Source organism: Pseudomonas sp. PS02303 (assembly GCF_029959925.1).
Classification (GTDB): domain Bacteria; phylum Pseudomonadota; class Gammaproteobacteria; order Pseudomonadales; family Pseudomonadaceae; genus Aquipseudomonas; species Aquipseudomonas mandelii.
Map to the genome: position 1 here is coordinate 1 of NZ_JASCOM010000178.1, position 12455 is coordinate 12455.

The following is a 12455-nucleotide window of genomic DNA, read 5'->3' on the forward strand; positions in this document are numbered from 1 at the left end:
TTCGCGAGCAGGCTCGCTTCCACAGTGGATTGATGTGAACACAGTATTTGTGAACGACACTAAATTCCTGTGGGGGCGAGCCTGCTCGCGATGACGGTAGCCCAAACGACATCAACGCTTCAGAACGACCGCACTATCCGCCCCAACGTCTCCATCGCCTTCTCCGAATCCTCGGTCCAAGGGCTGCCATAATTCAGCCGGATACAATTCCTGAACCGCTGCGTCGGTGAAAAGATCGGCCCCGGCGCGATGCTGATGCCTTGCGCCAGTGCCATCTGGAACAACTTCAGCGAATCCATCTGCGGCGGCAGTTCCAGCCACAGGAAGTAACCGCCGGCCGGTTGGCTGACACGTGTCTGCGCCGGAAAATAGCGGGCAATGGCGGCGAGCATGGCGCTTTGCTGTTCTTCCAGGGCGTAGCGCAGTTTGCGCAGGTGCCGGTCGTAGCCGCCGTGTTGCAGGTAGTCGGCGATGGCGGCCTGGGCCGGCATCGAGGCGCACAGCGAAGTCATCAGTTTCAGCCGTTCGATCTTCTGCGCATATCGCCCGGCGGCGACCCAGCCGATGCGGTAGCCGGGGGCGAGGCTCTTGGCGAAGGAACCGCAATGCATCACCAGCCCTTCGGTATCAAACGCCTTGGCCGGTTTCGGCGCCTGCTGGCCGTAATAGAGTTCGGCGTAGACGTCGTCCTCGATCAGCGGCACCTGGTGGCTGCGCAACAGCTCGACCAGCTCCTGCTTCTTCGCCTCGGGCATGGTCGCGCCCATCGGGTTCTGGAAACTGGTCATGCACCAGCAGGCCTTGATCGGGTGGCGCTCCAGGGTTTGCGCGAGCACGCCCAGGTCGATACCGTCGCGCGGGTGCACCGGGATCTCGACGGCTTTGAGTTTCAGCCGTTCCAGGATTTGCAGGCAGGCATAGAACGCCGGCGCTTCAATGGCCACCAGGTCGCCGGGTTCGGTGACCGCTTGCAGGCACAGGTTGAGGGCTTCCAGCGCGCCGTTGGTAATCAGCAGTTCTTCCATCGGCAACATCAGGCCGCCGACCATGTAGCGCAGGGCAATCTGGCGCCGCAGTTGCGGGTTGCCCGGCGACATGTCGGTGACGACCATGCGCGGATCCATGTCCCGTGCGGCGCTGGCCAGGGAGCGTGACAGGCGCTGCAACGGGAACAGGGTCGGGCTGGGAAAGGCCGAGCCGAAGGGCACGGTGGTCGGGTCCTTGATCGAGTCGAGGACCGAAAACACTAGCTCGCTGACGTCGACTTCGGTGGATTCATTGACCTGGCTGCTGATCACCGGCTCCGAGAACGGACTCGGCGCGTGCGCGTTGACGAAATAGCCGGAACGCGGCCGGGCGCGGATCAGGCCACGGCGTTCGAGCAGGTAGTAGGCCTGGAACACGGTGGACGGGCTGACCCCGTAAGTCTGGCTGGCATAGCGCACCGACGGCACGCGCTGGCCAGGGCCCAGAACGCCGGAGCGAATCAGTTCAGCGATGTCTTCGGCGAATTTTTCGTAGCGTTTCATCGAGTGCCTGGATTGGTGTTTTTCAGTGAAATCGAGGTGACTTCTTCGCGGGCAAGCACCGCTCCTACAGTCAGCACGAAACCGTAGGAGCGAGGCTTGCCCGCGAATGGCAGCACCGCAGTCTAAGGGATCAACGGTTCATCGGCGCAACAAACCGGCTCTTGGCCACGCTATAGATGTCCGGTTCGTCACTGTCGACAATCTTGAAACTGATCGTCTGCGAGCTGCTGCTGGGGCGTTCGGCGGTCATGGCCACTGACACCGGTACATCGACAATCTCACCCGGCGCCAGGCTCAGCTCGGTCTTGCCTTGCAGCACGAAGCCTTCGCCGTCCACCAGGCTCAGCCGATAGTCCTGACGCAGCTGGGTCTTGTTGATGACCTTCAAGCTGTAGATGTTTTCGATCTGCCCCTGGCTGTTCTCTCGGAACAGGCCGCGGTCCTTGCTCACGTCCAGCGACACCATCGACCGCTCGACCAACGCCAGGGCGAGGGCGCCGATCATCACCAGCAGCACCGCGGTGTAACCGATCAGCCGCGGCCGTAGCAGATGAGTCTTGCCCCCTTGCAACTCATGCTCCGAGGTATAGCTGATCAAGCCACGGGCATAACCCATTTTGTCCATGATCGAATCGCAGGCGTCGATACACGCCGCGCAGCCGATGCACTCCATTTGCAAGCCGTCGCGTATGTCGATCCCGGTCGGGCAGACCTGCACGCACAGCTGGCAATCGATGCAATCACCCAGGCCCACCTCGGCCGGTTTCACCTCGCGTTTGCGCGGGCCACGGTTTTCACCACGGGCCACGTCGTAGGAAATGGTCAGAGTGTCCTTGTCGAACATCACGCTCTGGAACCGCGCATACGGGCACATGTGCATGCACACCGCTTCACGCAGCCAGCCGGCGTTGATGTAAGTCGCGCCGGTGAAAAACAGCACCCAGAACAGACTGACACCGCCCATCTGCAAGGTCAGCAGCTCTTCGGCCAAGGGCCGGATCGGCGTGAAATACCCCACAAAGGTCAGCCCGGTGAGCAGACTGATGGCCAGCCACAGTGTGTGCTTGGCCGAGCGGCGAATAAGTTTGTTCAGGCCCCACGGTGCGGCTTGCAGCTTGATGCGCTGGTTGCGTTCGCCTTCGGTGATCTTCTCGCACCACATGAAGATCCAGGTCCAGGAACTCTGCGGGCAGGTGTAACCGCACCAGACCCTGCCGGCGAACACGGTGATCGCGAACAGGCCGAACGCGGCGATGATCAGCAGCGCCGAAAGCAGGATGAAGTCCTGGGGCCAGAAAGTTGCGCCGAAGATGTGGAATTTGCTTTCGGAAAGGTCCCAGAGCACCGCCTGACGGTCACCCCAGTTCAGCCACACGGTGCCGAAGAACAGCAAAAACAGAACGCCCGCACCACTCAAACGCAACGTGCGGAACAGGCCGGTGAAGCTGCGGGTGTGAATCAGGTTGTCGCTGGACTTGGCCTTTATCTTTGGACGCAAAGGCTCGGTTTTTATAAATGAGGCAGGTTCTACGATTCGGACGGGGATTCTTTCGCTCATGGTCTTTCGCTCATCAGCCTCCATCAGGCATGAGCACTATGACCAGCGATCTGTTTGCATAACAGACTCAGGTATTGCAATAAAAAGCGGATCAGATGGGGATTGATCCGCTGCCTGCGACAACTTGATGCACCCCGTCACAGCAGGGCGCAGACGCCTATATCAGGCGCTTGCGGGGCTTGTTGATCGGGGTCAGTCAAATCACCGAATCACTGTCGGTAGCCTTCAAATGCTTACGGCCGTCCACTGCGCCTGCTACGGTCAATGCATCCGCTTCTGCTTCGGTGATGTAGACGCGCTGGCCGTTGAGTTCCACCGCCGACATGGCTTTTTCCGAGTCGGTGATGATCGTGACATCGGGGCACAGGCGAATTTCTTCGCCGTTCTCGGTAACGAAAAAGCAGGTCTGGTTTTCGATGCGCACAGTCATGGAGGTGTCCTTTTTTAGCGGGCCCTAAACTGTTAGGGCGCATCCGACGGACATCGTTCTGTGCAACTGATTAATGGTCGGCGCGGTCCATCCTCCCATAACGATCAATCACAAGGATTGCACCATGAACGCCTGGTGGCATGAGGTTTGGGTAACGCTGCAAGCGGAGTTCGCCGACATCGGCGATGCGTCACAACTGACGCGTATAACCGTGAGATTACTGATGGCTGCGATCCTGGGCGGCATCCTGGGTTTCGAGCGTGAGCAAAAGGGCAAGGCCGCCGGCGTGCGTACGCACATGCTGGTAGCGCTGGGAGCTGCGTTGTTTGTGCTGGTGCCACAGATGTCCGGCTCCCAGGCCGATGCCATGAGCCGGGTGGTGCAAGGCGTGATCGCCGGGATCGGCTTCCTCGGCGCCGGCACCATTCTGAAAAACCAGGAGGGCGATGAAGGCCACGTAAAAGGCCTGACCACCGCCGCCGGTTTATGGCTGACCGCCGCCATCGGTGTCTCGGCCGGGCTGGGCCGCGAGGCGACGGCGGTGTTTAGTACGCTGCTGGCGTTGGCGATTTTCAGCGTGATGCCGAGGATCGTGCAAATGCTCGACAGGGACAAAGACGAGCAGGAACGACCCTAGATCGCCATCGTCACTCAGGCGAGACGATCACCGGCGGCATCGTGCTCGGTGGTTCTTCCCGGGGTGGCGGCGTAGTGCCAGGCGGTTCCTTCTCAGGCACCGGTTGCGGTTCGGTCGGCGGAATGGTCGGGGTGTCGATGTTCGGATCGGGTGTCTCGGCAGGGATTGGAATACTCATCGTTGAAGCCTCCAGTGGCACATGGCGTAAGTCGTGCTTAAGTGAGTTGACCGTCACGCAAGGGATTTGATTCCGCAGCAAATGGGCGTGAACTTTTCCCCGCGCTTGTCGCTCGGAACCTAAGTGAGTTCATTTCGGGACCGACGGGTTTCGTGTGAAAGACGACCAGACACAAGAGCGTCCATGGGGCGTTAAGGAGAGATGCTCGATGACTGCTGAAAAACCGACAGAGCTGAACTACAACCCTCATATGCCACTGTCACAGGCGCTACTGCTGCCGCGCATCGCGATTGAAAGCGTGATGCCAACCCTGGATGGCGGGCAGTTCGCGGCCAAGGCCGTGGTGGGCCAGGACGTGGTGGTGACCAGCAAAGTGTTCGCCGACGGCCACGACAAACTGGCCGTACGCATACGCTGGCGTGCCGACGGCGACGAGGCCTGGCAGAGCGAGGTCATGACCGAACTCGGCAATAACGGCTGGGAAGGGCAGTTCCGCGTTGAAGATCAAGGCCGCTACGTCTTTTGTATCGAAGCCTGGATCGATCAGTACGCCAGCTTTCTATACGAGATCGAGAAGAAGCACATTGCCGGCGTGCCCATCAGCCTGGAGTTGCAGGAAGGGCGCAACCAGGTGAAACAGGCGGCCGAGCGCTCGGAAGGGCCGCTGAGCGAAGACCTGGCGGCGTTGCACCATGAATTGTCCGGGTTGCTCGAAGCGGAACAAGTCACCTTGTTTCTGCACCAACGCAGTGCGGACCTGATGGCTCAGGCCGATCACCGTGCCTACTTGAGCCTCAGTCATGAATTTCCGCTGGACGTCGAGCGCGAGCTCGCCCAGTTCGCCAGCTGGTATGAGTTGTTTCCGCGCTCGATCACCGACGACCCAAACCGTCACGGCACGTTCAACGACGTGCATGCTCGGTTGGCGATGATTCAGGACATGGGTTTCGATGTGCTGTATTTCCCGCCCATTCATCCAATCGGTCGCAGCTTCCGCAAGGGTCCGAACAATTCACTGAGCGCCGGCCCCGACGATCCGGGCAGCCCGTATGCCATCGGCAGCGAAGAGGGCGGGCACGAGGCGATTCACTCCGAGCTCGGCACGCGCGAAGACTTTCGTCGACTGGTGGCGGCGGCGGCGGATTACGGACTGGAAATTGCCCTCGATTTCGCGATCCAGTGTTCCCAGGATCACCCGTGGCTCAAACAGCACCCGGGCTGGTTCAACTGGCGCCCGGACGGCACGATCAAATACGCCGAGAATCCGCCGAAAAAGTACCAGGACATCGTCAACGTCGATTTCTATGCCAGCGATGCAATTCCCAGCCTGTGGGTCGAGCTGCGGGACATTGTGGTCGGTTGGGTCGAAGAGGGCGTGAAGATCTTTCGTGTCGACAACCCTCACACCAAGCCGCTGCCGTTCTGGCAATGGCTGATCGCCGATGTGCGGGCGTTGTATCCCGAGGTGATCTTCCTGGCGGAGGCCTTTACCACGCCGGCGATGATGGCGCGGCTGGGCAAGGTCGGTTACTCCCAGAGTTACACCTACTTCACCTGGCGCAATACCAAGCGGGAACTGGCGACCTATTTCACCGAACTCAACGAGTCGCCATGGCGCGAATGCTACCGGCCGAATTTCTTCGTCAACACGCCGGACATCAACCCCGCGTTTCTGCATGAATCCGGACGCGCCGGCTTTCTCATCCGCGCGGCGCTGGCGACCATGGGCTCGGGTCTGTGGGGCATGTATTCGGGCTTCGAACTCTGTGAAGCCGCGCCGGTACCGGGCAAAGAGGAATACCTCAATTCCGAGAAATACGAGATCCGCCCACGGGACTTTACCGCGCCGGGCAACATTATCGCCGAGATCGCCCAGCTCAACCGCATCCGCCGGCAAAACCCGGCGTTGCACACGCACCTGGGCCTGAAGGTCTACAACGCGTGGAATGACAACATTCTGTATTTCGGCAAACGCAGCGCGGATGGCAGCAACTTCATTCTGGTGGCCGTCAGCCTCGATCCGCATAACGTCCAGGAAGCGAATTTTGAATTGCCGCTGTGGGAAATGGGTTTGCCCGATGACGCCAGCACTCAGGGTGAAGACTTGATGAGCGGCCATCGCTGGACCTGGTACGGCAAGTATCAGTTCATGCGAATCGACCCGGCACATCAACCATTCGGTATCTGGCGAATCACAACTTCTTGAAGCCCCCCAGATTTGCGATGGGATGAACTTTTGTGGCGAGGGAGCTTGCTCCCGCTGGGGCGCGCAGCGGCCCTATATTTTCAGGGTCAACTGATTTACAGGTTTTGCGACTGCTTCGCAGCCGAGCGGGAGCAAGCTCCCTCGCCACAGGTAGGCGTTCGGCTCAGGGGCTGCACTGAATTCAACAGGAGTTTCAAATGGCGAAGAAACCCAAGGCAGCCACCTTTATCAAGGATCCGCTCTGGTACAAGGATGCGGTGATCTACCAGGTTCACGTTAAGTCTTTTTTCGACTCCAACAACGACGGGATCGGCGACTTTCCCGGCCTTATCGCCAAACTCGATTACATTGCCGACCTCGGCGTCAACACCATCTGGCTCTTGCCGTTCTATCCGTCGCCACGGCGCGATGATGGCTACGACATTGCCGAATACCGTGGCGTCCACCCCGATTACGGCACCATGGCCGACGCCAAACGTTTCATTTCCGAGGCCCACAAACGCGGCCTGCGGGTGATTACCGAGCTGGTCATCAACCACACCTCCGACCAGCACGCCTGGTTCCAGCGCGCACGAAAAGCCAAACCCGGTTCGGCGGCGCGGGACTTCTACGTCTGGTCCGACGATGACCACAAATACGACGGCACCCGGATCATCTTTCTCGACACCGAAAAGTCCAACTGGACCTGGGACCCGGTCGCCGGCCAGTACTTCTGGCACCGGTTCTATTCGCACCAGCCAGACCTCAACTTCGACAACCCGCAAGTCATGAAAGCGGTGCTGTCGGTGATGCGCTACTGGCTCGACATGGGCATCGACGGCCTGCGCCTGGACGCGATTCCCTACCTGATCGAGCGCGACGGCACCAACAACGAAAACCTGCCCGAGACCCACGACGTCCTCAAGCAGATCCGTGCCGAGATCGACGCCAACTATCCAGATCGCATGCTTCTGGCCGAGGCCAATCAATGGCCGGAAGACACGCAGCTGTACTTCGGTGACACCGATAAAAAAGGCCTCAACGGTGATGAATGCCACATGGCCTTTCACTTCCCGTTGATGCCGCGCATGTACATGGCGCTGGCCCAGGAAGATCGTTTCCCGATCACCGACATCCTGCGCCAGACCCCGGAGATCCCGGCCAACTGTCAGTGGGCGATTTTCCTGCGCAACCACGATGAGTTGACCCTGGAAATGGTCACCGACAAGGAGCGCGATTACCTGTGGAACTACTACGCGGCCGACCGTCGGGCGCGGATCAACCTCGGTATTCGCCGCCGCCTCGCACCGTTGATGGAACGGGATCGCCGTCGGGTGGAACTGCTCAACAGTCTGCTGCTGTCGATGCCGGGCACACCGACGATGTATTACGGCGATGAAATCGGCATGGGCGACAACATCTACCTCGGCGACCGTGACGGCGTACGCACGCCCATGCAGTGGTCGATCGACCGTAACGGCGGTTTTTCCCGCGCCGACCCGGCGAGCCTGGTACTGCCGCCGATCATGGACCCGCAATACGGGTACCTGTCGGTCAATGTCGAGACCCAGGCCGGCGACCCGCATTCGCTGCTGAACTGGACCCGGCGCATGCTCGCCGTGCGTAAGCAGTCCAAGGCCTTCGGGCGTGGCACGCTGAAAATGCTCTCGCCGAGCAACCGGCGAATTCTGGCCTACACCCGTGAATACGACGGGCCGGACGGCAAATACGAAATCATCCTGTGTGTGGCCAACGTATCGCGCAGTGCGCAAGCGGCGGAGCTGGACCTGTCGGCTTACGCCGGTATGGTGCCGGTGGAGATGCTCGGGGGTAACGCTTTCCCGCCGATCGGCCAGCTGAATTTCCTCCTGACGCTGGCGCCTTACGGCTTTTATTGGTTTGGACTTGCTGCGGAGAATCAAATGCCCAGCTGGCACGTAGAACCGGCGCAAAGCCTGCCGGACTTCACCACCCTGGTGTTGAAAAAACGCATGGAAGAACTGCTCGAAGCGCCGTCACGCGGCACGCTGGAGCAGGGCATCTTGCCGAACTGGCTGCAAAACCGTCGCTGGTTCGCCGGCAAGGACGCGGCCATCGAGAAGGTCAACTTGGTCTATGGCGTGCGCTTCGGCGATGCGCAGCATCCGGTGTTGCTCAGTGAAATCGAAGTCACCAGCGGCGGCCAGACCAGCCGTTACCAGCTGCCGTTCGGCTTCATTGCCGATGATCAGGTCGGGCCGGCGCTGCCGCAGCAACTGGCGCTGTCTCGAGTGCGACGTGGCCCTCAGGTGGGGTTGATCACCGATGCGTTCAGCCTGGAAAACTTCATCCGCGCGGTGCTGCGAGGCATGCAGGAAAACACCGTGTTGCCTTCCGATGGCGGCGAGATCCGTTTCGAACCGACCGAGGAGCTGGCCAAACTGGGCCTGACGACCGAATCCGAAGTGCGCTACCTGTCGGCCGAGCAGTCCAACAGTTCGGTGGTGATCGGCAGCAGCCTGGTGCTGAAGCTGATCCGCAAGGTCGCCTCGGGCGTGCACCCGGAACTGGAAATGAGCGCCTATCTGACCAACGCCGGTTTTAGCAACATCTCGCCGCTGCTGGGGTCGGTGGTTCGCCGCGACGCCAAGGGCGAGGACAATCTGCTGATGATTGCCCAAGGCTATTTGAGCAATCAGGGCGATGCCTGGGAATGGACCCAGAACAACCTCGAACGGGCACTGCGCGACGAACTGGCCGACGCCATGTCCGAGCAGGAGCAGCACTACAACGCACTGGGTGAGCTCAAAGACTTCGCCGGCATGCTCGGCCAACGGCTGGGTGAGATGCACCAGGTGCTGGCGGCCCCGACCGATGACCCGGACTTCGCCCCGCAGGTCACCACGCAAAAAGAGGCCCTGGCCTCGGCCAAGGACGTCGCGGCGCAACTGGAGCACTCGCTGAAGTTGCTCAAACAGCATCAAAGCGAACTGAACCCGGCGGACAAAGCGCTGGTCACTCGTTTACTGGACAACAAAAAAGCCATCCTCAGTCATGTCCAGGACCTGGGCGAAAAAGCCGTCGGTGGTTTGCGCATTCGCGTCCACGGCGATTTGCACCTGGGTCAGGTGCTGGTGATCAAGGGCGACGCCTTCTTGATCGACTTCGAAGGCGAGCCGGCACGGCCGCTGAGCGAACGACGCGGCAAGCACAGCCCGTACAAAGATGTCAGTGGCGTGTTGCGCTCCTTCGATTACGCCGCGGCGATGGCGATCAACGTGCATAACGTCGACAACACCGCCGAAGCCCGAGCGGCACGGCAACGGGTAGCCGACCGTTATTTGAATGAAGCAAAACAGGCATTTGTCGACGCTTATCGGCTGGCGGCAGCTAGTCTTGCTCATGCGTGGCAAGATCCGGAAGGCGAGGACGCCGCGTTGGCGTTGTTCGGGCTGGAGAAGGCGGCGTATGAGGTGGCCTATGAGGCTGAAAATCGCCCCACGTGGCTGCCGGTGCCATTGCACGGTTTGTATGGATTATTGAGTGGGCTTAAACCCTTTTCCGAGCTTGGTGGAGAGTAGTCATGAGTTTCTCGAACAAGGAACAGGGTCACGCTAAAGAAGCGTTGCTGCCCAGATCGCGGGATATCGACGCGCTGGTACGCGCCGAACATCACGACCCTTTTGCAATTCTCGGCCCCCACGGCGATGACGCCGGCGGACAATTCATTCGAGCGTATCTGCCAGACGCGCTGAGCGTGCAGGTACTGGCCAGGGACTCCGAGGAAGAACTCGGCAACCTTGAAGCCACTCAGACGCCGGGCCTGTTTGTCGGGCACTTCGATCGGGCGCAGCCGTATCTTTTGCGCACCCGTTGGGCCGGTGGCGAACAGGTTTCCGAGGACCCTTACAGCTTTGGCCCATTACTCGGCGAAATGGACTTGTACCTGTTCGCCGAAGGCAATCATCGCGACCTCAGCGCCTGCCTCGGCGCGCAGCTGAAGACGGTGGACGGCGTCGACGGCGTGCGTTTCGCCGTGTGGGCGCCGAATGCCAAACGGGTGTCGGTGGTCGGTGACTTCAACAACTGGGACGGTCGTCGGCACCCGATGCGTTTGCGCCATCCCACCGGGGTCTGGGAAGTGTTCATCCCGCGTTTGCAGGCAGGGGAAACCTACAAATACGAAATCCTCGGCGCCCACGGGATTCTGCCGCTCAAGGCTGACCCGATGGCATTGGCCACCTCGCTGCCGCCGGATACCGCGTCCAAAGTCGCCTCACCGTTGAACATCGACTGGCAGGATCAGGCGTGGATGGAGTCTCGTGGCGAGCGTCATCTGCCGAGTGCGCCGCTGTCGATCTATGAATTGCACGCCGGCTCGTGGCAATGCGAGCTGGACGATCTGGGTGAAGTGGCGCGCCAGTACACCTGGCACGAACTGGGCGAGCGGCTGATTCCTTATGTGAAGGAACTGGGCTTCACCCACATCGAGCTGATGCCGATCATGGAACACCCGTTCGGCGGTTCCTGGGGTTACCAACTGCTCTCGCAATTCGCCCCGAGCGCCCGTTATGGTTCGCCGGATGACTTCGCCGCCTTCGTCAACGCCTGTCACCAGGCTGACATCGGCGTGATCCTCGATTGGGTGCCGGCGCATTTCCCCACCGATACCCACGGCCTGGCGCAATTCGATGGCACCGCGTTGTACGAATACGGCAATCCGCAGGAAGGTTTCCATCAGGACTGGGACACGCTGATCTATAACCTGGGCCGCACCGAAGTGCACGGCTACATGCTGGCCTCGGCGCTGCACTGGCTCAAGCATTTCCACGTCGATGGCCTGCGGGTCGATGCCGTGGCGTCGATGCTCTATCGCGATTACTCGCGCAAGGCCGGCGAATGGGTGCCAAACCGTCACGGCGGGCGCGAGAACCTCGAAGCCATCGACTTCCTGCGTCACCTCAACGACGTGGTCAACATCGAAGCGCCCGGTGCGCTGGTGATTGCCGAGGAGTCCACCGCGTGGCCGGGTGTCAGCCAGAGCACGCAACAGGGCGGGCTGGGCTTTGACTACAAGTGGAACATGGGTTGGATGCACGATTCGCTGCATTACATCCAACAGGATCCGGTGTACCGCGCCCATCACCACAACGAGCTGAGTTTCGGCCTGGTGTATGCCTGGTCCGAGCGTTTCATTCTGCCGATCTCCCACGATGAAGTGGTGCACGGCAAGCACTCGCTGATCGACAAGATGCCTGGCGACCGCTGGCAGAAATTTGCCAACCTGCGGGCCTATTTGAGCTTCATGTGGGCGCATCCTGGCAAGAAACTGCTGTTCATGGGCTGCGAGTTCGGCCAGTGGCGCGAGTGGAATCACGATCAGCAACTGGATTGGTACCTGCTGCAATACTCCGAACACAAGGGTGTGCAGAAACTGGTCGGCGACCTCAATCGGCTGTACCGCGAAGAGCCGGCGATGCATGACCAGGACGACGCGCCGCAAGGCTTCCAGTGGTTGATCGGCGATGATGCGATCAACAGCGTTTACGCGTTCCTGCGTTGGAGCAAGGAAGGGCGGCCGGTGTTGGTGGTGGCGAATTTCACACCGGTGCCGCGTCAGGCCTATCGCATCGGCGTACCGTTCGCCGGGCGCTGGGGCGAGGTGATCAACAGCGACGCGGCGATGTATGCCGGGTCCAATTATGGCAACAGCGGCGGGGCGTTTACCGAGGAAGAGCCGAGCCATGGCCAGAACATTTCACTGGTGTTGAATCTGCCACCGTTGGCGGTGTTGATCCTGAGTCCTGAGGGTTGATCCAGTACGGGGTCTCTCCCATCGCGAGCAGGCTCGCTCCGACATGATCGTTCCCCACGCTCCGCGTGGGAATGCAGCCCCGGGACGCTCCGCGTCCCTGCGATGTGACGCAGAGCGTCACTGGAGGCATTCCCACGCGGAGCG

The 12455-nt window shown here is 60.5% G+C and carries 8 protein-coding genes; 4 read left to right on the top strand and 4 right to left on the bottom strand.

Going from position 1 to position 12455, the window contains the following annotated elements:
* Positions 1 to 119: 119 nt before the first annotated feature.
* The 3 genes from mapR to QMX98_RS25950 form a co-directional block, all read right to left on the bottom strand.
* A complete protein-coding gene (gene mapR / locus QMX98_RS25940) occupies positions 120 to 1529 on the bottom strand; it encodes a GntR family transcriptional regulator MpaR (RefSeq protein ID WP_010459917.1) in 1410 nt (469 codons plus the stop codon).
* A 130-nt stretch (positions 1530 to 1659) separates the two neighbouring features.
* Complete coding sequence (gene ccoG, locus QMX98_RS25945) at positions 1660 to 3087, bottom strand: cytochrome c oxidase accessory protein CcoG (protein WP_042932100.1); 1428 nt, start codon at positions 3085 to 3087, stop codon at positions 1660 to 1662.
* 196 nt (positions 3088 to 3283) lie between these two features.
* A complete protein-coding gene (locus tag QMX98_RS25950) occupies positions 3284 to 3517 on the bottom strand; it encodes a DUF3203 family protein (protein WP_109630730.1) in 234 nt (77 codons plus the stop codon).
* Positions 3518 to 3641: 124 nt separating this feature from the next.
* Here QMX98_RS25950 and QMX98_RS25955 point away from each other — a divergent pair, with 124 nt between their 5' ends.
* Positions 3642 to 4154: an MgtC/SapB family protein gene (locus tag QMX98_RS25955; protein ID WP_010459923.1), complete on the top strand. Its 513-nt coding sequence runs from the start codon at positions 3642 to 3644 to the stop codon at positions 4152 to 4154.
* 10 nt (positions 4155 to 4164) lie between these two features.
* Here the strand turns inward: QMX98_RS25955 and QMX98_RS25960 are convergent, their stop codons facing one another.
* Entirely contained in the window at positions 4165 to 4332 is a 168-nt protein-coding gene (locus QMX98_RS25960) for a hypothetical protein (RefSeq protein ID WP_167362284.1), read from the bottom strand.
* Positions 4333 to 4540: 208 nt separating this feature from the next.
* Here QMX98_RS25960 and QMX98_RS25965 point away from each other — a divergent pair, with 208 nt between their 5' ends.
* The 3 genes from QMX98_RS25965 (at position 4541) to glgB (ending at position 12311) form a co-directional block, all read left to right on the top strand.
* On the top strand, positions 4541 to 6538 hold the full coding sequence (locus QMX98_RS25965) for an alpha-1,4-glucan--maltose-1-phosphate maltosyltransferase (protein WP_282411576.1): 1998 nt from the start codon (positions 4541 to 4543) through the stop codon (positions 6536 to 6538).
* Positions 6539 to 6735: 197 nt separating this feature from the next.
* On the top strand, positions 6736 to 10077 hold the full coding sequence (treS, locus tag QMX98_RS25970; protein ID WP_282411577.1) for a maltose alpha-D-glucosyltransferase: 3342 nt from the start codon (positions 6736 to 6738) through the stop codon (positions 10075 to 10077).
* Between the two features lie 2 nt (positions 10078 to 10079).
* Positions 10080 to 12311, top strand: a complete 2232-nt coding sequence (glgB, locus tag QMX98_RS25975; RefSeq protein ID WP_282411578.1) for a 1,4-alpha-glucan branching protein GlgB — start codon at positions 10080 to 10082, stop codon at positions 12309 to 12311.
* Positions 12312 to 12455: the final 144 nt, after the last annotated feature.